This window comes from Actinosynnema sp. NPDC049800, from assembly GCF_040656635.1.
Classification (GTDB): Bacteria; Actinomycetota; Actinomycetes; order Mycobacteriales; family Pseudonocardiaceae; genus Actinosynnema.
In genome coordinates this window covers 62,696-85,693 of the sequence record NZ_JBFAMT010000005.1, presented here as the reverse complement: position 1 = coordinate 85,693, position 22,998 = coordinate 62,696, and the positions used below count along the sequence as shown (strand labels likewise).

The 22,998-nt window shown below is 73.3% G+C and carries 21 protein-coding genes; 13 read left to right on the top strand and 8 right to left on the bottom strand.

Annotated features, from left to right (window positions below):
- Positions 1-73 precede the first annotated feature (73 nt).
- The gene (locus tag AB0I91_RS09020) at positions 74-514 is read left to right on the top strand and encodes a DUF6326 family protein (RefSeq protein WP_499636238.1); all 441 of its coding nucleotides are present in this window, start codon (positions 74-76) and stop codon (positions 512-514) included.
- Between the two features lie 6 nt (positions 515-520).
- Here AB0I91_RS09020 and AB0I91_RS09015 read toward each other — a convergent pair whose 3' ends face one another.
- Complete coding sequence (locus AB0I91_RS09015) at positions 521-1,300, bottom strand: DUF6542 domain-containing protein (protein WP_498774246.1); 780 nt, start codon at positions 1,298-1,300, stop codon at positions 521-523.
- A 37-nt stretch (positions 1,301-1,337) separates the two neighbouring features.
- A complete protein-coding gene (locus AB0I91_RS09010; RefSeq protein ID WP_498774244.1) occupies positions 1,338-2,276 on the bottom strand; it encodes a DNA recombination protein RmuC in 939 nt (312 codons plus the stop codon).
- Between the two features lie 97 nt (positions 2,277-2,373).
- Between AB0I91_RS09010 and AB0I91_RS09005 the strand changes: the two genes are divergently transcribed.
- From AB0I91_RS09005 to AB0I91_RS08995, 3 genes are all read left to right on the top strand, one after another.
- Positions 2,374-3,516: a metallophosphoesterase family protein gene (locus AB0I91_RS09005; RefSeq protein ID WP_498774242.1), complete on the top strand. Its 1,143-nt coding sequence runs from the start codon at positions 2,374-2,376 to the stop codon at positions 3,514-3,516.
- Entirely contained in the window at positions 3,513-6,392 is a 2,880-nt protein-coding gene (locus tag AB0I91_RS09000) for an AAA family ATPase (RefSeq protein ID WP_498774240.1), read from the top strand. The genes AB0I91_RS09005 and AB0I91_RS09000 overlap by 4 nt, the downstream gene beginning before the upstream one ends.
- Positions 6,393-6,595: 203 nt before the next feature.
- On the top strand, positions 6,596-7,504 hold the full coding sequence (locus AB0I91_RS08995; RefSeq protein ID WP_499636236.1) for a PLL family lectin: 909 nt from the start codon (positions 6,596-6,598) through the stop codon (positions 7,502-7,504).
- A gap of 71 nt (positions 7,505-7,575) precedes the next feature.
- On the opposite strand, the gene AB0I91_RS08990 is transcribed toward AB0I91_RS08995, so the two are convergent.
- The 3 genes from AB0I91_RS08990 to AB0I91_RS08980 form a co-directional block, all read right to left on the bottom strand.
- Positions 7,576-10,452: an AfsR/SARP family transcriptional regulator gene (locus AB0I91_RS08990; protein WP_499636234.1), complete on the bottom strand. Its 2,877-nt coding sequence runs from the start codon at positions 10,450-10,452 to the stop codon at positions 7,576-7,578.
- 243 nt (positions 10,453-10,695) lie between these two features.
- Entirely contained in the window at positions 10,696-12,579 is a 1,884-nt protein-coding gene (locus AB0I91_RS08985; protein ID WP_499636232.1) for an ABC transporter ATP-binding protein, read from the bottom strand.
- Between the two features lie 328 nt (positions 12,580-12,907).
- Entirely contained in the window at positions 12,908-13,852 is a 945-nt protein-coding gene (locus tag AB0I91_RS08980) for a 4-hydroxy-3-methylbut-2-enyl diphosphate reductase (RefSeq protein WP_498774232.1), read from the bottom strand.
- A gap of 64 nt (positions 13,853-13,916) precedes the next feature.
- Between AB0I91_RS08980 and AB0I91_RS08975 the strand changes: the two genes are divergently transcribed.
- The 6 genes from AB0I91_RS08975 (at position 13,917) to AB0I91_RS08950 (ending at position 18,385) form a co-directional block, all read left to right on the top strand.
- Positions 13,917-14,423 carry a lipid droplet-associated protein gene (locus tag AB0I91_RS08975; RefSeq protein WP_498774230.1) on the top strand — a complete coding sequence of 169 codons (507 nt, stop codon included), beginning with the start codon at positions 13,917-13,919 and terminating at the stop codon, positions 14,421-14,423.
- Positions 14,420-15,748, top strand: a complete 1,329-nt coding sequence (xseA, locus tag AB0I91_RS08970) for an exodeoxyribonuclease VII large subunit (RefSeq protein WP_498774228.1) — start codon at positions 14,420-14,422, stop codon at positions 15,746-15,748. The genes AB0I91_RS08975 and xseA overlap by 4 nt, the downstream gene beginning before the upstream one ends.
- Positions 15,705-16,136 (top strand): sugar ABC transporter substrate-binding protein, encoded by a 432-nt coding sequence (locus AB0I91_RS08965; protein WP_498774226.1) that lies wholly within the window; start codon positions 15,705-15,707, stop codon positions 16,134-16,136. Before xseA ends, AB0I91_RS08965 begins: the two co-directional genes overlap by 44 nt.
- Positions 16,133-16,342: an exodeoxyribonuclease VII small subunit gene (locus tag AB0I91_RS08960; RefSeq protein WP_053719410.1), complete on the top strand. Its 210-nt coding sequence runs from the start codon at positions 16,133-16,135 to the stop codon at positions 16,340-16,342. Before AB0I91_RS08965 ends, AB0I91_RS08960 begins: the two co-directional genes overlap by 4 nt.
- A 54-nt stretch (positions 16,343-16,396) precedes the next feature.
- Positions 16,397-17,452 (top strand): class II fructose-bisphosphatase, encoded by a 1,056-nt coding sequence (gene glpX, locus AB0I91_RS08955; protein WP_498774223.1) that lies wholly within the window; start codon positions 16,397-16,399, stop codon positions 17,450-17,452.
- A gap of 165 nt (positions 17,453-17,617) precedes the next feature.
- Positions 17,618-18,385 (top strand): S1 family peptidase, encoded by a 768-nt coding sequence (locus tag AB0I91_RS08950; protein ID WP_498774221.1) that lies wholly within the window; start codon positions 17,618-17,620, stop codon positions 18,383-18,385.
- A 63-nt stretch (positions 18,386-18,448) separates the two neighbouring features.
- On the opposite strand, the gene AB0I91_RS08945 is transcribed toward AB0I91_RS08950, so the two are convergent.
- Positions 18,449-18,781 carry a hypothetical protein gene (locus tag AB0I91_RS08945; RefSeq protein ID WP_499636230.1) on the bottom strand — a complete coding sequence of 111 codons (333 nt, stop codon included), beginning with the start codon at positions 18,779-18,781 and terminating at the stop codon, positions 18,449-18,451.
- Here AB0I91_RS08945 and AB0I91_RS08940 point away from each other — a divergent pair.
- Positions 18,771-19,130 (top strand): L,D-transpeptidase, encoded by a 360-nt coding sequence (locus tag AB0I91_RS08940; protein ID WP_498774217.1) that lies wholly within the window; start codon positions 18,771-18,773, stop codon positions 19,128-19,130. The two genes, AB0I91_RS08945 and AB0I91_RS08940, sit on opposite strands and share 11 nt — an antisense overlap.
- Before the next feature lie 56 nt (positions 19,131-19,186).
- Complete coding sequence (locus tag AB0I91_RS08935; RefSeq protein ID WP_499636228.1) at positions 19,187-19,624, top strand: L,D-transpeptidase; 438 nt, start codon at positions 19,187-19,189, stop codon at positions 19,622-19,624.
- Here AB0I91_RS08935 and AB0I91_RS08930 read toward each other — a convergent pair.
- On the bottom strand, positions 19,621-20,592 hold the full coding sequence (locus tag AB0I91_RS08930) for an NAD(P)/FAD-dependent oxidoreductase (protein ID WP_498774213.1): 972 nt from the start codon (positions 20,590-20,592) through the stop codon (positions 19,621-19,623). The genes AB0I91_RS08935 and AB0I91_RS08930 overlap by 4 nt on opposite strands.
- Before the next feature lie 64 nt (positions 20,593-20,656).
- On the opposite strand from AB0I91_RS08930, the gene AB0I91_RS08925 reads away from it, so the two are divergent.
- Positions 20,657-22,048 (top strand): class II fumarate hydratase, encoded by a 1,392-nt coding sequence (locus tag AB0I91_RS08925; protein WP_498774211.1) that lies wholly within the window; start codon positions 20,657-20,659, stop codon positions 22,046-22,048.
- A gap of 17 nt (positions 22,049-22,065) precedes the next feature.
- On the opposite strand, the gene AB0I91_RS08920 is transcribed toward AB0I91_RS08925, so the two are convergent.
- Positions 22,066-22,983 (bottom strand): DMT family transporter, encoded by a 918-nt coding sequence (locus AB0I91_RS08920; RefSeq protein WP_499636226.1) that lies wholly within the window; start codon positions 22,981-22,983, stop codon positions 22,066-22,068.
- Positions 22,984-22,998: the final 15 nt, after the last annotated feature.

Here is a 22,998-nt window from a genome sequence, read left to right as displayed (position 1 = left end):
GGCCGAGAGCCCGATGTGGTCCGCGCCCGGCACGATCACGCTGGACCTCCGGAGCCCCCCACAGGAGGAGCGGATGGCCGTGCGGACGACACCTGGGAAGCAGTACCGGGACACCCCGGTCGACGTGAAGCTCGTGCTCGGCGCGCTGTGGACGGCGGTGCTGTTCACGTTCGCCTACGTCGACATCTTCGGGTTCTACCGCGCCGACGTCCTCGACGCCGCGCTCGACGGCGAGGTGGCGGGCACGCCGTTCGCGGTCGACCAGGTGTTCCTGGTCTCGACCTTGATCTACCTCCTGCCGCCGATCCTGATGGTGGTCCTGTCGCTCGTGCTCGAGGCACGGGTCAACCGGATCGTCACCATCGTCGTCGGCGTGCTCTACGCGATCACCCTCATCGCGTCGTGCGTCGGCGAGACGTGGGTCTACTACCTCGTCGGCAGCGCCGTGGAGGTGGCGCTGGTCGCCGTCATCGTCCGCCTCGCCTGGACGTGGCCGGTCGCGCCCGGTCGGTGACGCCTGTCAGGCCTCGTCACGCGGGGGGCGGGGACGGCGAGGCGGCCGGGCGCCGTCACGCGGCGGGGCCGGGCGACGGGGGCGGTCCGGGGAGCCGGCCGGCGGGCGGGGGCGCTGGGGGCGGTCCTCGTCGGTGGCCGGGCGGCGGCGGTCCGCGGGCGCTTCGCCGCGGTCGGCGCGGGGGCGCTTCTTCGGGCGGTCCTCCGGCTCCGGCTTCTCGGCGCGGGCCGGGCGGTCGGGGCGGTCCTGGCGGTCGGCGCGGCGGGGCTTGTCCGGCTTCCGCTTCGCCTCCCGCTTCTCGTCCTTGGTCGGCCGGTTCGGGTCCTTCTGCGTCGTCACGCGGACGATGCCGATGATCACCGTGCACGCCGTCGTGATCGCCATCGCCGGGAAACCGTCGATCAACGGCTTGCCCAGCGCCAGGCCGACCGCCGCCAGCCCGCCACCGGGCATGCCCTGCGTCAGCATCACCAGGACCGGCACCACGATCGCCAGCACCAGCGGCGGCTGGACGACCGGGCCGAACATCGAGCGCCGCTCGACGAACACCACCGCGCCGACGCAGCCCACGAAGAACGTCACGGCGAACACCCAGCCCACGGTGTGCGCGGCCGAGTTGACGTCGACGAACGTGCCGACGATGGCCACCACGAACGCGATGAGCACCGCGGCCCACCAGGGCAGACCCCGGAAGCTGCCGAACATGGCGCGGTCGTTCCAGCGGACGGCGGTGTACTCGTCGTCCTCCGGCTCGCTGCGCGAGTCGTCACGCATTGCAGCGGTCACGCACACTCCTCGTTCGGCTCAGTCCCGACACACTCTATTACGCCTCTCGGGCGTCCAAGGGTGCACCGAGGCCCGCCTCGTCCGTCCGCCGCACCAGCGGCAGGGGTGTGACGTCGGACGACGCGTTGCTCAGCGGCTCGACGGCCGCCCGGAAACCCTCCAACGCGTCCAGCTCGCGCCGCCGCGCCGACAGGAACCGCTGCAGGTGCGTGCTCGACAGGTTCACCGCGTCGATGGCGCCGTCGGCCGCCCGGTGCGCCCGCGACGCCGCCGCCCTGACCTGCTCGACGTCGTCGGCCAGCGCGCGGTCGGTCACCGCGAACATCGCCGCCGACGCGATCACCGCGAACCCGGTCGGCCCGCACAGGAACACCCGCCGGTCGAGCAGCCACCGCAGCAGCTCGGGGTCCGTGTCCAGGGCCGCGACCACCGCGCCGTCGTTCGGCACGAACATGATCGTCCCGTAGATGGCGTCGGCCCACCGCTGGTAGCCCTTGCCCGCCAGCTCCGCGGCCCGCGCCCGGATGTTGCGCACGTGCACGCGCAGCGCGTCGACGCGCTCGGTCGCGTCGTCGGTCTCCACCGCCTCCGCCCACGTGGCCATGCTCATCTTCGCGTCCACCGGCACCCGCCGACCGCCGCCGACGTTGAGCACCAGGTCCGGCCGCACCGAACCGCCGCCCGCCACGTCCACCTGCAGGTCGAAGTGGATCCCCTCGCGCAGGCCGAGCACCCGCGCCGTCTCCACCAGCACCTTCTCGCCGAGCTCGCCGCGTCCGCTGACCGAGGAGAACGCCACCTCGTAGCGCTGCAACGCCGCCCACTGCGCGTCGCCGCGTTCCCGTTCGGCCCGCACCGCGGCCAGCGCGGCGTCGGTGCGCCGCACGCTGTCCTGGTAGAGCCGCCACAGGAACACCAACGCACCCGCGAGCAGGAGCGCCACGACCACCGCCGCCGTGCTGAGGACCGCCGTCATCCCCCGATCATCGCGCACAGGTGTCCGACCACACGTTCGAGCGACACGCCGAGCGGGTTGGACGATCAGAGGGCCCGCCGGCCCTAGCGTGGCCGACGTGTTGATCCTGCACACGTCCGACTGGCACGTGGGGCGCACCTTCCACGGCCGTGACCTGCTGCAAGAGCAGGAAGCGGTGCTCAGCGGCCTCGCCGACACGGTGTCGGACGAACGGGTCGACGCGGTCGTCGTGGCGGGGGACCTGTTCGACCGGGCCGTGCCGAACGCGGAAGCCGTCGCGGTGTGCTCCCGGGTGCTCAAGCGACTCCGCGAGGCGGGCGCGAAGATCGTGATCACGCCGGGCAACCACGACTCGGCGGCCCGGCTGGGCTTCCTCGGCGCGTTCGCCGAGGCGGGCGGCCTGCACCTGCGCACGCGGGTGGCCGAGCTGCACGACCCGGTGCTGTTCGCCGACGAGCACGGTCCGGTGGCGGTCTACGGGATCCCGTTCCTGGAACCGGAGACGGCGCGGCACACGCTCGGCGTGGAGGCCAAGGGCCACGGCGGCGTGCTCACCGAGGCGATGCGGCGGATCAAGCTGGACCTCGCGGCCCGACCGGGCACCCGGTCGGTGGTGATGGCGCACGCGTTCGTGACCGGCGGCGAGCCGTGCGAGTCGGAGCGCACGATCGCGGTGGGCGGCGTGCAGGACGTGTCGGGCGCGGTGTTCGCCGGGGTCGACTACGTGGCGCTGGGCCACCTGCACGGCCAGCAGACGTTGGCCGAGCACCTGCGGTACTCGGGCAGCCCGGTGGCGTACTCGTTCTCCGAGGCGCGGCACCACAAGTCGGTGTGGCTGGTCGAGCTGGGCGCGGGCGGACTGGCCGGGGTGCAGCGGAGGTCGCTGCCGGTGCCCCGCGCGCTGTCGGCGGTGAGCGGCTCGCTCGACGACCTGCTGCTCGACCCGGACCACGAGCCGGTCGAGGACCACTTCCTCTCGGTCACGCTCACCGACCGGGTGCGCCCGCTGGACGCGTTGCGCCGCTTGCAGAAGCGGTTCCCGCACGCGGTGCACGTGGAGTGGCGGCCGGAGGGCGGGCGGACCGGCGAGCTGCGGTTCGCCGAACGGGTGCGCGGCCGCGGCGACGAGGAGATCGCCTGCTGCTTCGTCGAGGACGTGCGCGGCGACCAGCCCGGCCCGCGCGAGCTGGACCTGCTGCGCGAGGCGTTCGCCGCGGCTGCCCGGGAGGACGAGTCGTGAAGCTGCACCGGTTGGCGGTCAGCGGGTTCGGCCCGTACGCGCGGCTCGAGGAGGTCGACTTCGACCTGCTCGGCGCGGACGGCCTGTTCCTCCTGCACGGCGACACGGGCGCGGGCAAGACGACGCTGCTCGACGCGGTGGCGTTCGCGCTGTTCGGCAAGGTCCCCGGCGCGCGCGGCGACGTGAAGCGGCTGCGCTGCGACTACGCCGACCGCGACACCCCCACGTACGTGGAGCTGGAGCTGACCGTGCGCGGCAGGCGGTTCCGGATCAAGCGCAGCCCCGAGTACGAGCGGCCGAAGAAGCGCGGCGACGGCGCGACCCGGCAGCAGGCGCAGGTGTCGCTGACGTGGGTCAGCGGGTGGACCGGCGAGGGGCACAGCCGCATCGACGACGTGGCCCGCGAGGTCGAGGGCCTGCTCGGGATGACGGCCGAGCAGTTCTTCCAGGTGGTGCTGCTGCCGCAGGGCGAGTTCGCCCGGTTCCTGCGCGCGGAGACCGCCGAGCGGGAGAAGCTGCTGGAGAAGCTGTTCGGCACGGAGCGGTTCCTGGACGTGGAGAAGTGGTTCCGGGAACGCCGCGCCGAACGCAGGCGCGAGGTCGCGCAGCTCGGCCAGGAGCACCGCGACCTGACGCTGAAGGTCGCCGAGGTCGCGCTGGAGGAGCTGCCCGAGGGCGGCGGCGACCAGGAGTGGCTCAGCTCCCTGCTCAAGCGGCTGGACGAGGACGAGCGCGACGCCGAGCGGCTCTCGGCCGAGGCCTCCGGGCGGCGCGCCGCGGCCGAGCGGGAGTGGCAGGAGGCGCGGGCGCGGCACGAGCGGGTCCGCCGGGTGCGCGACGCGCGCCGCCACCTCGACCGGTTCGCCGAGGTGGAGCCGAGCCTGCGGGCGTGGGTCGCCGAACGCGACGCGGCCCGGCAGGCGGCGGTCGTGGCGCCCGCGCAGGACCGCGCGGTGAAGCTGGCGCGCGAGCTCGACGCCGCCGTCGCCCAGGAGCGGGCGGCGGCCGCGGCCGTGTCCGCCCTCGGCTACGAGGGCTCCGACCTGCGCGGCGACGCCGAACGCCTGCGCGAGGAGGCGGGCGGGCTCACGAGCCTGGCCGCCGAAGCCGAGCGGCAGCGCGTCGACCAGCGGCGGATCGCACAGCTGGACCGCGACGTCGCCACCACGTCCCAGCGGCTGGCCGCCCTGGTCACCCAGCTGGACGAGGTGCCGCACCGGCTGGCCGCCGCGCGGGGCGCGGTCGAGGAGGCGGCGGAGGCCGCGGCCCGGCTGCCGCAGGTGTCGGGGCTGGCCGCCGCCGCGGCCGAGCTGCCGCGCGTGGAGCGGGCGTTCCGGGAGGCGGACGAGGCGCGGCGGGACGCGGTGGACGCGCAGCAGAAGGCCCGCGAGAAGCTGCTCCGGATCCGCCGGGAACGGCTGGACGGGATGGCGGTCGAGCTGGCCGGCCGGCTGCGCGCGGGCCACGAGTGCCCGGTGTGCGGGTCGGCCGAGCACCCGTCGCCCGCGCAGCCGATGCCGGCTGCGGTGACGGCCCTGGACGAGGACGGCGCCGCCGACGAGGACCAGCGCGCCCTGGACCGGCGGCAGCGGGCCGAGCAGGAGGCGCACCGGCTGGGCGAACGGCTGGCGTTGCTGCGCGAGCAGCTGGGCGACCGGCCGCCGGCCGAGCTGGAGCGCGAGCACCGGTCCGTGGTGGCGTGCGCCGAGCAGTGGGAGAGCAGGCAGGCCGAGCTGGCCGAGCTGGAGACCAAGGTGCAGCGCGCGCTCGACCAGCGTGGCGCGCTGGAACGGGAACTGGCCGAGGCGGGCGCGCAGCGGGCGCAGCTGGTGGAGGCCGTCGAGGAGCGTGGCGCGCGGCTGGAGGAGGCCCGCGGCGACTTCCCGGACGTCGGCACGCGCCGGGCGCACCTCGGCGACCTGGCCGACGCGCTGACCGAGCTGGCCGCGCGTCGCGCCGCCGTGGCCGAGCACGAGGAGCGCCTGGCCGACCAGCGGCTGGAGGTGGCGCGGCTGGCCTCGCTCGCCGGGTTCGCCGACGTGGCCGACGCCCTGGCCGCGGCACGCCCGGCCACCGCCGTCGCCGAGCTGGAGACCCGGATCCGCGACGTCGAGAAGACCCGGACCGCGGCCGAGAGCACGTTGGCCGAGCTGCCCGACACCGACCCGGACGACGAGGTCGACGTGGCGGGCGCGGAGGAGCGGTTCCGGGTGGCGAGCGACGCCGCGACCGAGGCCGCGACGGCGTTGACGAACGCCCGCACGAGGGCCGCGCGCGCCGCCGACCTGGCCGAGCGGCTCCGGGACGCGTGGCTGCGGCTGGAGCCCGTGGAGGCCGAGTTCGCCGAGCTGGACGCGTTGACCGACGTGATCAACGGGTCCGGGCAGAACACCAAGAGCATGACCCTGCGCACGTACGTGCTGGCCGCCCGGCTGGAGGAGGTCGCGGTGGCGGCCAGCGCCCGGCTGGAGCGGATGAGCCAGGGCCGCTACCGGTTCGTGCACTCGATCGAGGCCGGTCCGCGCGGCACCCGGGGTGGGCTGGGCCTCGACGTCATGGACGACTACTCGGGGCAGCAGCGACCGGCGAAGACGCTGTCCGGCGGCGAGTCGTTCCTGGCGTCCCTGTCGCTGGCCCTGGGCCTGGCCGACGTGGTCGCGGCGGGCGCCGTGCTGGACACGCTGTTCATCGACGAGGGCTTCGGCACGCTCGACGCCGAGACCCTGGAGCTGGTGATGACCACGCTGGACGAGCTGCGCGCCGGCGGCCGGGTCGTCGGCCTCGTCTCCCACGTGGAGGAGCTGCGGCAGCGCATCCCGACCCGGTTGCGAGTCCGCAAGGCCCGCGAGGGCTCCTCGCTGGAACTCACGGCCTGATTCACGATCGAGGGTCGCCCGGCAGTATTACGTGCTTCGGGAAATTGACGTCGAGTGACCACTCGGCTGAGTGAAGCACAATTTATGCGGAGATCTCGAACCGTGGTGGACCAACGGTTTTTCAACCATTGGGAAACCACTGCCCCGTGCTAGATTCCCTCCTGTTCGGAGTTTTAAACATCGAACTCTGAGGAGATCTTCCGATGAATATCTCATTCACCAGGATGTTGTTCGTCGTGCTCTTGGCGCTGTTCTCGACGAGTGCCACCGCGGCCGCCGCGGAACCCGAAGCGGCGGGGGACAGACAGTGGTCGGGCTGGACCGACCTCGGCGGCGTGGTCACCGCGGGCCCGGCCGTGTCGTCGTGGTCGGAGAACCGGCTCGACGTGTTCGCCCGCGGCACCGACTCGGCCGTCTGGCACCGGTGGTGGAACGGGTCCTCGTGGTCGGGCTGGGAAAGCCTCGGCGGCAACATCATCGACAACCCGGCGGCCGTCTCGTGGGGCCCCAACCGCATCGACCTGTTCGGCCGCGGCACGGACAACCACCTGTGGCACAAGTGGTGGAACGGCTCGTCCTGGTCCGGCTGGGAGGACCTCGGCGGCATCATCACCGCAGGTCCGGCCGTGTCGTCGTGGTCGGCCAACCGGCTGGACGTGTTCGTCAGGGGCTCGGACGGCGCGTTGTGGCACAAGTGGTGGAACGGGTCGTCGTGGTCCGGTTGGGAGAGCCTCGGCGGCGTGTTCATCGACAACCCGGCAGCGGTGTCGTGGGGCGCGAACCGCATCGACGTCTTCGTCGAGGGCCTGAACAACCACCTGTGGCACAAGTGGTGGAACGGCTCGTCCTGGTCCGGCTGGGAAGACCTCGGCGGCGTGATCACCGCGGGCCCGGCGGTGTCGTCGTGGTCGGCCAACCGGCTCGACGTGTTCGCCAAGGGCACCGACAACCAGCTCTGGCACAAGTGGTGGAACGGGTCGTCGTGGTCGGGTTGGGAAAACCTCGGCGGTGTTTTCCTGCACAACCCGGCGGCCGTCTCGTGGGGGCCGAACCGCATCGACGTCTTCGTCGAGGGCACGAACAACCACGTCTACCACAAAGCGTGGTACTGAGCACGGCTGAACATCGCCCGTGAGAACCGCTCCCTTTCCCGCGCGCCGGGGAAGGGAGCCGGCGTTCGCCCTTAACCCCGACGATCGACTTTCACCTGGGAGCCGTCGACCGGACGTGCGCCGGGCGCACGGCGCGTCGCGAGCAGCCGGTGCCGGCGGGCGTCGTCCGGCCGGTCCCAGGCCGCGTAGGCGCGCGCGAGGCCGTCGTGGGCGCGTGCCTCCTCGTGCCGGTCGCCCGTGCGGCGGGTCAGCGCCAACGCCTCGTGGTGGTGCTCGACGGCGCGCCCGGGGTCGCCGCCGGCGGTCGCCAGCTCGCCCAGGGTGTCGAGCACCTCGGCCTCCAGGTCGCGGTTGCCGGTCGCGCGTGCGCCCGCGAGCGCCTCGGCCAGGTGCTTCGCGGCGATCTCCCACCGGCCGAGCCGGAGGTGGACCAGCCCCAGGTTCGCCTGCAGGTGGCCCACCAGCGCGTGGTCGTTGTCGACGTCCGGCACGGCCGCCACCGCCCGGTCCATGTGCCGCAACGCCTCCTCGTGCCGCCCCGACGCCTCGTGCACCAGCGCCAGGCTGCACAGCACGGCCGCCTCGCCGCGCCGGTTGCCGATGGCCCTGGCGATGGACAGCGCCTCCTGGAAGGTCCGCTCCGCCTCCTCGTGCCGACCGAGGCGGCGCAGCACGACACCCAGGTTCTTCAGCACCCGACCGGTGAAGCTCACGTCACCGGTCTCCCGCCCGACCGCGACCGCCTGCTCGTGGTGGCGCAACGCCTCCTCGTAACGACCCAGCCGCTCGCACGCCACGCCGAAGCCGGTGAGCGCGGCGCCCTCGGCGGCCCGGTCCGCGCGCCTGCGGCCGGCCACGAGGGCGTGCGTGTGCAGGGCGAGGGACTCGTCGTGGTGGCCGCGAACGTGGAAGTAGGGCCACAGGGTGGCGGTCAGCGCCTCGGCGTGCTCGGCGTCGCCGTGCCGGGCCGCGTGCTCGGCGACCGCGAGGAGGTTCGCCCGCTCGGCCTCCAGCCACCCCACCGCGTCGGCCCGGGTGCGCAGGCAGGGCGGCGCCGGCGCGGACGGCCGCCCGGCGTGGTCGGCGGGGTCGAACAGCCCCATCGCGACCGCCGCCACGCGCACGTAGTGCTCCGCCAGGGCCCGCACGGCCGCGTCCCGCCCGTCGTCGCCGTCCACCTCGGCGGCGAGGCCGCGGGCGTAGGTGCGCAGCAGGTCGTGCATCTGGAACCGGCCGTCGGCCGTGCGCTCCACGAGGTGCGACTGGACCAGGGCGTCGACGTGCCGCCGGGCCGCCGCGTCGTCCGAGCCGGTCAGCGCGGCGATCGCGGCGACGCCGAGTTCCCGGCACGGGTGCGCGCCCAGCAGCCGGAACACCCGCGCGACCGCGGGCGGGAGGTGCCGGTAGGACCACGAGAACGCCGACCGCAGCGCCGCGTGGGGGTCGGCGTCGTCGTCCAACCGGTCCAGCCGGTCCTGTTCCCGGGTCAGCTCGCCGGCGAGGTCGGCCAGCGAGGCCGCGGGGCGGCCGGTGGCCAGTTCGGCGGCCAGGCGCAGCGCCAGCGGCAACCTCGCGCACAGCTCCACCAGGACGTCCACCGCGCGCGGGTCCGCCGACGCGCGGTCGCCGATCAACGCGCGCAGCAGGTCGCCGGCCTCGTCGGCGGGCAGGAGGTCGAGCCGCAGGCGGGTCGCGCCGTCCTTGGCGATCAGCCCGCGCATCGAGTCGCGGCTGGTCACCAGCACCGCGCAGCCCGGCGACCCGGGCAGCAGCGGCCGGACCTGGGCGGCCGTGCGGGCGTTGTCGAGCACCACGAGCACCCGCCTGCCCGCCAGCCGGGACCGGAAGGCCGCGGACCGCTCGGCCAGGTCCTGCGGGATGTCCCGGGAGTCGACGCCCAGCGCGCGCAGGAAGCCGGACAGGGCGTCACCCGGGCCGACCGGCAGGTCCGGGTCGTAGCCGCGGAGGTTGACGTAGAGCTGCCCGTCGGGGAACCGGTCGCGCACGCGCTGCGCCCAGTGCAGCGCCAACGAGGTCTTGCCGACCCCGCCGGTGCCGGTGACGACCGCGATCGGCGGCGGCTGCCGGTCGTCGGCGCGCACCAGCAGGCCGTCGAGCCGCTCCACGTGCTCGGCACGTCCGGTGAACCCGGCGACGGCGGCCGGCACCTGCGCGGGGCACACCCCGGCCGGGGCCGCCTCCCGCCCGACCGCCAGGTTCGGGTCCTGGTTGAGGATGTCGAGGTGCAGCCGGCGCAGCTCCTCGCCCGGCCTCAGGCCCAGCTCCCGGTCGAGCAGCGCGCGGCCCTCGTCGTAGACGTCCAGCGCCTCCGCCTGGCGGCCCGCCCGGTACAGCGCGGTCATCAGCGCGCCGCGCAACCGCTCCCGGAAGGGGTGCCGCGCGACCAACCCGGTCAGCGCGACCGCCGCCTCCTCGTGCGACCCCAGCGCCGACAACGCCGCCGCGTGCCCTTCCAGCGCCGTCAGCCTGCGCTCGACCAGCCGGGCCTTGACGGCGTCCGCGTCGGGGCCGGCCAGGTCGCGGAACGGGTCGCCGCGCCACAGCTCCAGCGCCTCGGCGAACGCCGCCACGGCCTGCCGGTGCGAGCCCGCGTCACCGTGCCGCCGTCCCGCGCGGACCAGGTCCTCGAACCGGTGCGCGTCGAGTCCGCCCTCCGCCACCCGGACCCGGTAGCCGGCCCGACCGCCGTCGATCCACTCGCCGGCGAGCAGGCGGCGCAGCTGCCAGACGTAGGTCTTGGTGTTCTTCTCCGCCGACGCGGGCGCGCCCTCCGGCCAGAGGGCCTCGACCAGCCGCTCGACGCTCACCCACTCGTCCGCGTGCAGCAGGAGCGTGGCCAGCAGCACCCGCGGTTTCCGGGCGTCGACGGGCACCCGCACACCGTCGGACCGCACGACGTCGACCGCGCCCAGGACCCGGAACAGCACTCGGCACACTCCCTGCGCCCCGGCTCCCCACGGCCGAGGCGGCACCGAAGGTAGCGCACACCGGACCCCGGTCGTAGACCGTCGCTGTACCGCCGCTGTACCGGCGTGCGCCAGGCTCGACCGCGCGGTTCGCCGGCCGTGACCTTCGCTGGGGGGAGGGCCACGGCCACGAGCTGACCGGGCGGCGGGCGCCGGGCGGCACCCTCCACCCGCCGCCCGGTCACGACCGCCGCGCACCCCCGGCTAGGACGCGAGCAGCCCGCCCCGGTACGCGGAGGCCTGCAGCTCGAACAGCTCGAAGTAGTGCCCCCGCAACGCCATCAGCTGCTCGTGCGTGCCCTGCTCGACGACCCGGCCCTGGTCGAGCACGACGATCCGGTCGGCGTTGCGGATGTTCGCCAGCCGGTGCGTCACCAGGATCGTGGTGCGCCGCGCGGTCGCCTCGCGCAGGCCCTCGAACACCCTCGCCTCCGCCTTGGCGTCCAGCGCGGCCGTCGGCTCGTCGGCCACGAGCACCGCCGCGTCCCGGTACATGCCGCGCGCGATGCCCATCCGCTGCCACTGCCCGCCGGACAGGTCCTGCCCGTCGTTGAACTGCCGCGACAGCACGGTGTCCGGCCCCGCGGGCAGGCTCGCCAGCACCTCGTCCGCGCCCGACTTCGCCACCGCCTCCTGCCACGCCTCGTCGTCCTCGCGCTCCAGCCGCCCGACCGTCACGTTGTGCCGGGCGGTCATCGGCCACTGCGCCGGGTCCTGCGCGATCACCGCGATGGACGAGTGCACCGAGTGCGGGTCCGCCTCGGCCAGGTCGACGCCGTCCCACGCGACCGTGCCCGACGACGCCGGGTACAGGCCGGTCAGCACCTTGCCGAGGGTCGTCTTGCCCGACCCGTTCTCCCCCACCAGCGCGATGACCTCGCCGCGCGCCACGGTCAGGTTCACCTCCCGCAGCGCGGGCTTCGGCGCGCCCGGGTAGGTGAACGAGACGTCCGTCAGCGTGATCTCCTCCGGGTCCTCCGGCGCCTTCACCGGCGAGCTGCCCTGGGCCCGTTCCGCGCCTTCGACCAGCAGCTTGCGGTAGAAGTCGATGTAGAACGAGTCCTCGTAGAGCGAGTTGACCGCCCGGGTCGTCGACGCCAGCGACGAGAAGCCGGTGCGCATGGCCAGCACCGCCGTGCCCGCCAGCGCCAGCTCCATGCCGCCGGTGTGCAGCAGGAAGCCCAGCACGACGTAGGCGATCGCGGTGCCGACGCCGGCCAGCGCGCGTCCGGTCAACCGCACCATGTTCGTGCGGTGCGCCATCCGGATCTCGTCGGCCATGAGGCTCTCCGCGATGCGCCGGTGCTCGCCGAGCAGGCGTTCCTGCAACGTCAGCGCGTGCCGTTCCAGCGCGAAGTCGCGGTCGGTGGCGACCTCCTCCACCACGCCCTTGCGCGTGTTGCGGGTCACCGAGTCGAGGAAGTGCTCGTAGCGCAGCTTGGACGCCCGCGCCGACGCCCAGGCGTTCGCGAACGCGGCCAGCAGCAGCGCCGGCGCCAGCCACGGGTTGAGGAACCCGACCGTGACCACGGCCGCGGTCAGCGAGATGCCGCCGGAGAGCAAGTCCGCCAGGTACCGCAGGCTGCTCTCCAGCGAGCGGACGCCACGCCGGCCGCCCTGGCGGGCCAGCTCGCGGAAGTCGGCGTCCTCGAAGGCGAGGAGCTGGGCGCGGACCAGGACGGCGGTGACCTCGTCGTTCGCCTCACGCGTGACCCTCGGCCGGAGCGAACTCTGCACCGCCGCGACCGCCGTGTCGAGCAACGCGCGGAGCACGAACGACCCCACCACCACCGCCAACGCGGGCAGCGCCTGCGTCACGCGCTCCGGCGTCGGGCCGTCACGCAGCAGCGCGGAGAACACGTCGGCCGTGGCGAGCAGCCCGAACGCGGTCACGCAACCGGACAGCACGTGCACCACGCCCGCCGCCACCGTGAGCCGGGGCGACGTGCGCCAGGCGAGCCGAACCACCATCGCCACCGCCGACGGCAGGCTCTTGAGGGCCTTGCCCAAGCTCACCGACGTCCCACCACGACGACGGGCCCACTTGGGGGTGGCGACGTTCTCCACCCCGATCAGCACGCTGCTCATCGTTCCAGGAAACGCGAACTTCACCCCCGCGCCAACCGCTTACGCCGTCAGCGCAGCTCAGTGCTTCGGGGAGCCAGAATTGTCAGACCCCGCCGGCAGGATGAGAAAGGGCTCCCCTCGGCCGGGGCTTCACCGCCACCGACCCGAGCGCACCCCCCGATCGCCGACCTGGCCGAACCCGACCGGCCGCACCGCAGCGGCACCGCAACGCGGACTTCGTGCTCCCACGGCCTCACCGAACCGCACCGGCCGCGACGTCGGCAACGCCTGGACCCACGGATCACCGGGACGTCCCTGGAGCCGGACGTCCCGGTGCCACCGGCACGTCCTAGCGGACCATGTCCTTGCGCAGTTCGCGCGGCAGGGCGAAGGCGATCTTCTCGTTCGCCGTGGTGATCTCCTCGACGTCGCCGTAGCCCTGGGTCGCCAGGTACTCCAGCAGCTCCATCACCAGGATGTCCGGCACCGACGCGCCGGACGTCACGCCGACCGTCGTCACGCCCTCCAGCCACGCCGGGTCGACCTCGCGCGCGTAGTCGATCAGGTACGACGCCCGCGCGCCCGCCTGCAGCGCCACCTCGACCAGCCGCACCGAGTTGGACGAGTTCTTCGACCCGACCACCAGCACCAGGTCGCACTCCGGCGCCATCGTCTTCACCGCGGTCTGCCGGTTGGACGTCGCGTAGCAGATGTCGTCCGACGGCGGCTCCTGCAGGTCCGGGAACCGCTCCTGCAACTGCCGCACCCGCACCATCGTCTCGTCCACCGAGAGCGTGGTCTGCGAGAGCCACACCACCTTGGACGGATCGCGCACGACGACCTTGTCAACGTCCTCGGCGGTGTCGACGAGCTGGATGTGCGAGGGCGCCTCGCCGTACGTGCCCTCGACCTCCTCGTGCCCCTCGTGGCCGATGAGCAGGATGTCGTAGTCCTCGCGGGCGAACCGCTTCGCCTCGTTGTGGACCTTCGTCACCAGCGGGCAGGTGGCGTCGATCGTGCGCAGCTGCCGCGAGGCGGCCTCCTCGTGCACGGCGGGCGACACGCCGTGCGCCGAGAACACCACGAGGGCGCCCTCGGGCACCTCGTCGGTCTCGTCGACGAAGATCGCGCCACGCCGGGACAGCGTCTCCACGACGTGCTTGTTGTGGACGATCTCCTTGCGCACGTAGACCGGCGCGCCGTACTGCTCGAGCGCCTTCTCCACGGTCACGACGGCACGGTCCACCCCGGCGCAGTAGCCACGCGGCTTGGCCAGGAGCACTCGCTTGTCCATGACGACCAGGGTACGGCGTGCCGGATGTAGGCATCCGACGGCCGACTGCGGCAGGCTGTAGGGCATGAAGCCACTGCCCCTGACCGTCCGCCTCGCCGCGGGACTGGCGGTCACCGCCGTCGAGCAGGCCCGGAAGCTCCCGGGGCAACTCGCGGGCCTCCCGGTCACCGTGGTCAGTGAGGCCCTGCAGCTGTCCATGCGGCTCCAGCAGCGGGTGACGGAACTCGCAATCAAGGGCGACGACGTGCTGTCCGTGCTGCGGCCGGTGGAGCAGGAGCCCGAGTGGGCGACGTTCGACGAGGACGAGGGCATCGCCGCGCCGACCACCGGCGACGAGACCGACCTCGACGCCGACGACCCGTGGGCGGTGGAGGAGCAGGCCCTGGCCGCCGAGCCGCCCGCCGTGCTGCCGAACTACGACGAGCTGTCGTTGGCGCAGCTCAGGGCACGTCTGCGCACCCTGACCGCGGAGGACCTCGAGGAGCTGCTGGCGCACGAGCGCACGCACGCCGCCCGCCCCGAGTTCACCGGCATGCTCACCCGCCGCATCGCGAACCTCAAGAACCAGTGAACCCCGAGCGGACGAGCACCGAGAAACCCCAGGTCGACAGGTCGAGCCCGGAGAACCCGTGGCCGGTGCGCACGGTCGCGCGCAAGATCTTCGACTGGATCAACCGGCTCGGCGACGTGTGGGTGGAGGGCCAGGTCACGCAGCTGAGCGCGCGTCCGGGCACGGCGACGGCGTTCCTCACCCTCCGCGACCCGTCCGTGGACATGTCGATGCAGCTGACCGCGCCCGTCGGCATGGTGCGCGAGCTGCAGCTGTCCGAGGGCAGCCGGGTGGTGGTGCACGGCAAGCCCAACTTCTTCCCCAACCGCGGCACGCTGAGCCTGCGCGTGGACGAGATCCGGCAGGTCGGCATCGGCGAGCTGCTGGCCCGGATCGAACGCCTGCGCAAGCTGCTCAACGCCGAGGGCCTCTTCGACCCGCGTCGCAAGCGCAAGCCGCCGTTCCTGCCGAACAAGATCGGCCTCGTCACGGGGCGCGCGTCGGCCGCCGAGCGGGACGTGCTGACCAACGCGCAGGCCCGCTGGCCGGGCGCCCGGTTCCGGGTGGTCAACGTTGCGGTGCAAGGGGCCTTGGCGGTGCCGCAGATCCTCACCGCACTGTCGACTCTGGACCGCGACGCCGAAGTGGACGTCATCGTGCTGGCCCGCGGCGGCGGCAGCGTGGAGGACCTGCTGCCGTTCTCGGACGAGGCGCTGTGCCGGGCGGTGGCGCAGTGCCGCACGCCGGTGCTGTCCGCGATCGGGCACGAGCCGGACACACCGCTGGTGGACCACGTGGCGGACCTGCGGTGCTCCACGCCGACCGACGCGGGCAAGCGGGTGGTGCCGGACGTCGCGGAGGAGGGCGAGCGGATCCGCCAGCTGCGCGACCGCAGCAGGCGCGCCCTGCACGGCTGGGTGGACCGGGAGCGGAAGCTGCTCGCGGCGCTGCGCACCCGTCCCGCGCTCTCGGACCCGCACGGTCCGCTGGACCGGCGCGCGGAGGACGTCGACCGGCTGCGGGAACGCGCCCGGCGCGCGGTGCGGAACCGGCTCGACTCGGAGACGGCCGGGCTGGTCGCCACCACGGCGCGCTTGACGACCCTCGGGCCTGCCGCCACGCTGGCGCGGGGGTACGCGGTGGTCCAGCTCGTCACCCCGGACGGGGTCGACGGTGTGCTCCGCTCGACCTCCCAAGCTCCCGCGGGCACCCGGCTGAGGGTGCGCGTGGCCGACGGCGCGGTGCACGCGGTCGTCACCTCCGACGGGGACGGCGCCGAGGCGCACGCCGGCGGAGACGGCAATGCGGCCCAAGAAGGAGGCGGTGGTGCCGAACCCCGCACGTGAGCCCACGTTCCTGCCCTTGACGGTGGCCGCCGCGGGCGAAGCCGACGACGAGGGCGCGAGCGCCGTGCGCAGCCGCGCCGTGTCGGCCGACCAGGCCGCCGCCGACTGCTGGCTGTCCCTGGTGGCCGGCTGCACGTCGGGCAGGCAGACGTTGATCAACCGCTTACACGACCTGTCCGAGGCGACCTCCGGCTACGCCGGGATGCGGTGGTGGCTGGGCCACGGCTCGGTGCACCGCAAGCGCGTCGCCGCCGCCGAGCACCGCATCGACGACGCCGTGCGCGAAGGCGACGGCGCGGAGTTCGCCGAGGCGTTCATCGGGTACGACCAGGCGGTCGCGACCGTCGTGGTGCACGTCCAGAACCGATTGGGGAAGTTGTCCACGTGAGCGAGCCGGGCTACGAGCAGGCCAGGGACGAGTTGGTGGAGGTGGTCCGCAGGCTGGAGGCGGGCGGCCTGTCGCTGGAGGAGTCGCTGGCGCTGTGGGAACGCGGCGAGGCCTTGGCGAAGACCTGCGAGCGGCAGCTCGCGGGCGCCCGGGAACGGATCGATCAAGCACTCAGTGTGACCGAGGAGGACGTGGCCGAGGCGTGATGACGTGCGAGGATTGGTCTACCGGCCGGTAATCGCAGTCGCAGGAGGAACCTCATGGTCACAGCCAGCAGCCCGTCCGAGCGTCGTCGCGAAGCACCCGATCGGAACCTCGCGCTGGAGCTCGTCCGGGTGACCGAGGCGGCCGCGATGGCCGCCGGGCGCTGGGTTGGCCGCGGCGACAAGAACGGCGGCGACGGCGCGGCGGTGGACGCCATGCGCAAGCTGATCGGCACCGTGTCCATGCGCGGCGTCGTGGTGATCGGCGAGGGCGAGAAGGACGAGGCGCCCATGCTGTTCAACGGCGAGGAGGTGGGCGACGGCAACGGCCCCGAGTGCGACGTGGCGGTCGACCCGATCGACGGCACCACGTTGATGGCCAAGGGCATGCCGAACGCCCTCGCGGTGCTCGCGGTGGCCGAGCGGGGCGCGATGTTCGACCCGTCGGCCGTGTTCTACATGGAGAAGCTCGCCACCGGGCCGGAGGCGGCGGACGTCATCGACATCACCGCGCCGATCGCGGAGAACATCCGCCGGGTGGCGCGGGCCAAGCACAGCGACGCCTCCGACGTGACGGTGTGCGTCCTGGACCGGCCGCGGCACGAGTCGCTGGTCGCCGACGTGCGCGCGGCGGGCGCCCGGATCCACTTCATCTCCGACGGCGACGTGGCGGGCGCGATCTCGGCGGCCCGGCCGAACACCGGCATCGACCTGCTGGTCGGCATCGGCGGCACGCCGGAGGGGATCATCGCGGCGGCGGCGCTGAAGTGCATGGGCGGCGCGATCCAGGCCAAGCTGTGGCCCAAGGACGACGAGGAGCGGCAGAAGGCGCTGGACGCGGGCCACGACCTGGACCGCGTGCTGCTGACCGACGACCTGGTGCGCGGCGACAACGTGTTCTTCTGCGCCACCGGCGTGACGGACGGCGACCTGGTGCGCGGCGTGCACTACCGGGCGGGCGGCTGCACGACCCAGTCGATCGTGATGCGCTCGAAGTCCGGCACGGTGCGGATGATCGACGGCTTCCACCGGCTGACCAAGCTGCGCGAGTACTCGTCGGTCGACTTCGACATCCCGTCGACCGGCGAGGACGCCCTCCCGCCGCTCCCCTAGCGCGTTCGCCGCTGCCGTTCGCGACCCACCGCTGCCGTTCGCGACCCAGCGCTGTCAACTGTGAACCCAGCGTTACCGGCCGATCGGCTGTAGTGATCACGCCGCGTTCATCCCTAGTTTCCGATCCGTCCCCGAGCACCCTGCGCCGGGGACGGAGAGGAAGCGATGAAGGTTCGTACCCTGTTCACCGCCTTCGCGGTGGCGGTCGGCGCGGCACTCGCCTCGGCGGCCGGGGCGGCGGCGGCCCCGGCGACCGACGGCGGCGTCACCCCGTTCATCGTGGGCGGCGGCAACGCCACGCAGACCTACTCGTGGATGGTCTCCCTGCAGAGCACCACGGGCAGCCACTTCTGCGGCGGCTCGCTGATCAAGGCCAACTGGGTCGTCACCGCCAAGCACTGCGTGCAAGGCCGGTCGGCGTCCTCCATCCGGGCGCGCATCGGCACGACCAACCGCACCAGCGGCGGCACGGTCGCGTCCGGCGCCCAGGTCGTGACCCACTCGTCCTACGACATCGCGCTGGTGCGCCTGTCCACCTCGGTGGGCCAGACGCCGATCGCGGTGGCGTCGACGTCGGGTCCGGTCGGCACGGCCACCCGCATCATCGGCTGGGGCCAGACGTGCGCCCCGCGCGGCGGCTGCGGCGCGCCGATCACCCTGCAGGAGCTGAACACCTCGATCGTGGAGGACAGCCGCTGCCTGGGCATCTACGGCTCGGTGGAGATCTGCACGAACAACCCGAACGGCAACTCGGGCGCCTGCTACGGCGACTCGGGCGGCCCGCAGGTCAAGTCCGTGAACGGCGTGTGGCAGCTCGTCGGCGCCACCAGCCGCGCGGGCAACAACAGCTCCACCTGCGCCACCGGCCCGTCGATCTACATGGACGTGCCGGCGTTCCGCTCGTGGATCAGCCAGTACGCGGGCGCGGTCTAGGCCGCTCGTCCTCGCGTTCGAAGGGCCGTCCCTCCTCCGGGTGGGGCGGCCCTTCCCAATTCGTTACCGGGCGGCCTGCAACCACAACCTCCGGGACGGCGTCTCCAGGGTCAGCACACAGCACGATCTCTGGGGGGTTTGCGCGATGCGCAAGGCAGCACTGGTGGCAATCGCATTCCTGGCAACGGCTTGCGGGACGTCCGAGGCCTCGGGCCCGGCCGCGGCCCCGTCTTCGGCGGCCTCGTCGGTTTCCTCGTCGGTTTCCTCCGCCGCACCGACGTCGGAGCCGTCCTCCCCCGCCCCGGCCTCCACGCCCGCGCCTGCGACCGAGACCACGGAGACGACGCCGGACCCGCAGCCCGCGCCGCCGCCCCCGCCGGTGACCGTGCCCGGCACGCCCTGCGACATCACCGAGGGCGCGTGCGTGCGGCTGTCGACCAACGAGTCGTGGCTGATCAGCGGCGGCAAGATCAGCTACGGGCCGGTGCCGACGACGTCCGGGATGGCCGGCTACGAGACGCCCGTCGGCTACCACTCGGTGCTGTGGAAGGTCGAGCTGGACTACAGCCGCGACTTCGGCATGGCCGAGATGCCGTACTCCACCTACTTCGTGAGCAACGGCATCGCGTTCCACGAGGGCAGCCTCACGGACCCGTCGCACGGCTGCATCCACCTGTCACGCGAAGCGGCGGCGAAGTACTTCCACACCCTCCGGGTGGGTGACCAGGTCCAGGTGACCGCGTAACGCGGTGTGTCGGATCACTCCTCGGTGGGTAATCCTGACACCGAGGAGTGATAGCGATGAGGAAGACGCTCGGCACGACGGCGTTAGCCGCGGCGGCCTTGACCCTCGGCCTCGCGACTCCCGCTCCCGCCTCCGCTGCGACCGGCACGCCGTGCTCCGTGCAGAACGGCGCGTGCGTGCGGTTGTCCACCAACGAGGCGTGGCTGATCTACAACGGGAACGCCAGCTACGGGCCGGTCCGGGTGTCCCACGGGATGCCCGGCTACGCGACGCCCGTCGGCACCTATCCCGTGCTGCGCAAGGTGAAGGACGACTGGAGCGTGCCCTACAACGGGCCGATGCCGAACGCGGTGTACTTCACCACGAACGGCATCGCGTTCCACCAGGGCGACACGAACACGCAGTCGCACGGCTGCGTGCGCCTGGGCCCGCAGGAGTCGTTGGTGTTCTACGACAACCTGTTCCCGGGGGAACAGATCCAAGTAGTCGCTTAACTCGCGTTGCTGGAGTGCCCGGGGAACAAGTGGGCCTCGGGGTTGAGCAGCACGGCGATGTTGTTGACCGCGGTGGCGGCCTCGCCGAACCCGGTGGCGATCAGCTTCACCTTGCCGGGGTACTGGGCGACGTCGCCCGCCGCGTAGACGCGATCCCGGGCGGTGCGCATGGTGGTGTCCACCAGCACCGCCCGGTGGTCCAGCTCCAGGCCCCACGACTCGATCGGGCCCAGGTCCGCGGTGAAGCCGAGCGCCGCCACCACGGCCTGCGCCGGCAGCACCTTGCGGTCGCCGCCCTTGAGCCCCAGCTCCACCTCGGCCAGGTCAGGGTCGCCGCGCAGCTCGAGCACCTCGGCGTCGGTGATGATCTCCACGCCCAGCTCGCGGACCTGCCGCACGGTCGGCGGGTGCGCCCGGAACGTCGCTCGGCGGTGCACCAGCGTGACGCTGGCCGCGATCGGGTGCAGCGCGAGCGCCCAGTCGAACGCCGAGTCGCCGCCGCCCACGACCACCACGTCCTGGCCGGTGTGCACGTTGAGCTTGGGCACGAAGTGCACCATGCCCCGGTCCAGCCAGCCGTCGCCCGCGGGCAGCGGACGCGGCTTGAACTCGCCGATGCCCGCCGTGATCAGCACCGCGCCGGCGCGCACCACGCCGCCGTCGGCCAGCCCGACCTCCAGCCGACCGTCCACATCGGACAAGGTGCGGGCCTGGCGGCCGAGCAGGTACGTCGGCTGCCACTGGTCCGCCTGCTGCACGAGCGCGGTCACCAGCTCGCGCCCGCGCACCGCCGGGAACCCGGCCACGTCGAAGATCATCTTTTCCGGGTACATCGCGGTGATCTGGCCGCCCGCCTCCGGCAGCGCGTCGACCAGCGCGACGGACAGGTCCCGGAACCCCGCGTAGTAGGCCGCGAACAGGCCCGTGGGGCCCGCACCGACGATCAGCAGGTCGACCTCAAGCTCCATCCTTCGACCATAGGTGTTCCAGGCCACTGTGCCCAGTAAGGAAAGGCGGTCCAAACTCGGTGGTATGGCTGAACAGGAGTACCGCGTCGAGCACGACACGATGGGCGAGGTCAGGGTGCCGGTCGACGCGCTGTGGCGTGCGCAGACCCAGCGCGCGGTGGAGAACTTCCCGATCTCCGGGCGCGGCCTGGAGCGCGCCCAGATCCGGGCGCTCGGCCTGCTCAAGGCCGCCGCGGCGCGGGTGAACGAGCGGCTGGGGGTACTGGAACCCGAAGTCGCCGCGGCCATCGCCTCGGCCGCCGACGCCGTCGCGGCGGGCGAGCACGACGAGCACTTCCCGGTCGACGTGTTCCAGACCGGCTCCGGCACGTCGTCGAACATGAACGCCAACGAGGTCATCGCCACCCTCGCCACCCGCGCGCTGGGCCGCGAGGTGCACCCGAACGACCACGTCAACGCCTCGCAGTCGTCCAACGACACGTTCCCGACCACGCTGCGGGTCGCGGCGACCGAGGCGGTGGCGCGCGACGTCATCCCGGCCCTGGAGCACCTGCTCTCGGTGCTGGAGGCCCGTGCCGCCGACTGGACGTCCCTGGTCAAGTCGGGCCGCACGCACCTGATGGACGCCGTGCCGATCACCCTGGGCCAGGAGGCGGGCGCGTGGGCCACCCAGGTCCGCTACGGCGTCGAGCGCCTCACCTCGTCACTGCCCCGCCTGGCGGAACTGCCGATCGGCGGCACGGCGGTGGGCAGCGGCCTGAACGCGCCCGCCGGCTTCGGCGCGGCCGTCTCCGCGGAGCTGGCCGCCGTCACCGGCCTGCCGCTGACCGAGGCCCGCGACCACTTCGAGGCGCAGGCCACGCAGGACGGCGTGGTGGAGATCTCCGGGCAGCTGCGGGCCACCGCCGTGGGGCTCTACAAGATCGCGAACGACCTGCGCTGGCTGGGCTCCGGCCCGCGCGCCGGGCTCGGCGAACTGGCGCTGCCCGACCTCCAGCCCGGCTCGTCGATCATGCCGGGCAAGGTGAACCCGGTGATCTCCGAGGCCACGATGATGGTGGTCGCGCAGGTCGTCGGCAACGACGCGGCGGTGGCGTTCGCCGGCTCGCAGGGCAACTTCCAGCTGAACGTGATGCTGCCCGTGATCGCCCGCAACGTCCTGGAATCGTCCCGCCTCCTGGCCGCCGTCGCCCGCCTGCTGGCAGACAAGGTCCTGACCGGCGCGGAACCGCAGATCGACCGGATGCGCGAGTACGCGGAGTCGTCGCCGTCCATCGTGACCCCCCTCAACCGCTACCTGGGCTACGAGGAAGCGGCCTCGATCGCCAAGCAGTCCCTCCGCGAGCGCAAGACGATCCGCGAGGTCGTCCTGGAGCGCGGCCACGTCCCCTCGAAGCTCTCCGAAGCCGACCTGGACCGCGCCCTCGACGTCCTCCGCATGGCCAACCCCCACTGACCGGCCGCGTCCCGCGTTCAGGACCCCTGGGCTCGCACGACCCGGGCGTTCGGCTCGACCAGGGGCGGGTGGTCGACGTCGGCCGCCCGCCCCCGCAGCCCGACCACGCACCCCGCCGCCACGGCGACCGCACCCGCCAACCCCACCGCGGTCAACGCCTGCGCCCCCAGCGCCACCGACGCCACCAGCCCGGCCACCGGCATCAGCCCGATCAGCACACCGGCCCGGTCCGCGCCCAACCGCGCCACCGCGAAGTACCAGAGCCCGAACGCCACCGCCGTCAGCACGACCCCCAGCACCACCAGCGCCACGCCCTCGCGCACCGTCGGGACCTGCCACCCGCCGAACACCGTCCCCAGCACCGCGCCGGCCCCGGCCGCGACCAGGCAGCACCACGTCGCCACCGCCAACCCGCCCATCCGCCGCACGACACCCACCGCGAACAGCGTGAACGACGCCTCACCCGCCATCGTCAACAACGCCAGCAGCAACCCCGGCCCGTGCCACGACCCACCGCCCGACAGCACCACCACCCCGCCGACCACGACCACCGCGCCCACCACCGCCGCCACGGCCGGCTTCCGCCCCGCCAGCAGCGGCGCCACCAGAGCCAGCACCAGCGGGCTCGCCCCCAGCACCGCCGCGACGAACCCCGGCTCGGCGTACCGCTGCGCGTACAGCACGCACGCGTTGAACCCGAGCATCCCGGTCGTGACCAGCCCGATCAGCGCCGGCCAGTCCCGCCGCCCCGGCACCGGCAGCCGCCCGCCCCGCAGCCAGATCCACCCGAGCAGCGCCACCCCGCCCAGCGCGTACCGCATCGCCTGCCCCGTGAGCAGCGGATACGCCTGGAGCATGCCCGTCACCGGCACGGACGCGCCCACGATCACCGACGACAGCGCACCCGCCGCGATCGCGGTTCCACCTTTTCCCATGACCAGGACTCTCGC

Bases quoted from the DNA above. Each gene is read 5' to 3' on its own strand.
- AB0I91_RS09020 (WP_499636238.1), top strand. From the start codon at position 74: ATGGCCGTGCGGACGACACCTGGGAAGCAGTACCGGGACACCCCGGTC.
- AB0I91_RS09010 (WP_498774244.1), bottom strand. From the start codon at position 2,276: ATGACGGCGGTCCTCAGCACGGCGGCGGTGGTCGTGGCGCTCCTGCTC.
- AB0I91_RS08995 (WP_499636236.1), top strand. From the start codon at position 6,596: ATGAATATCTCATTCACCAGGATGTTGTTCGTCGTGCTCTTGGCGCTG.
- AB0I91_RS08985 (WP_499636232.1), bottom strand. From the start codon at position 12,579: ATGAGCAGCGTGCTGATCGGGGTGGAGAACGTCGCCACCCCCAAGTGG.
- AB0I91_RS08980 (WP_498774232.1), bottom strand. From the start codon at position 13,852: ATGGACAAGCGAGTGCTCCTGGCCAAGCCGCGTGGCTACTGCGCCGGG.
- AB0I91_RS08975 (WP_498774230.1), top strand. From the start codon at position 13,917: ATGAAGCCACTGCCCCTGACCGTCCGCCTCGCCGCGGGACTGGCGGTC.
- AB0I91_RS08965 (WP_498774226.1), top strand. From the start codon at position 15,705: ATGCGGCCCAAGAAGGAGGCGGTGGTGCCGAACCCCGCACGTGAGCCC.
- glpX (WP_498774223.1), top strand. From the start codon at position 16,397: ATGGTCACAGCCAGCAGCCCGTCCGAGCGTCGTCGCGAAGCACCCGAT.
- AB0I91_RS08950 (WP_498774221.1), top strand. From the start codon at position 17,618: ATGAAGGTTCGTACCCTGTTCACCGCCTTCGCGGTGGCGGTCGGCGCG.
- AB0I91_RS08935 (WP_499636228.1), top strand. From the start codon at position 19,187: ATGAGGAAGACGCTCGGCACGACGGCGTTAGCCGCGGCGGCCTTGACC.
- AB0I91_RS08930 (WP_498774213.1), bottom strand. From the start codon at position 20,592: ATGGAGCTTGAGGTCGACCTGCTGATCGTCGGTGCGGGCCCCACGGGC.
- AB0I91_RS08925 (WP_498774211.1), top strand. From the start codon at position 20,657: ATGGCTGAACAGGAGTACCGCGTCGAGCACGACACGATGGGCGAGGTC.
- AB0I91_RS08920 (WP_499636226.1), bottom strand. From the start codon at position 22,983: ATGGGAAAAGGTGGAACCGCGATCGCGGCGGGTGCGCTGTCGTCGGTG.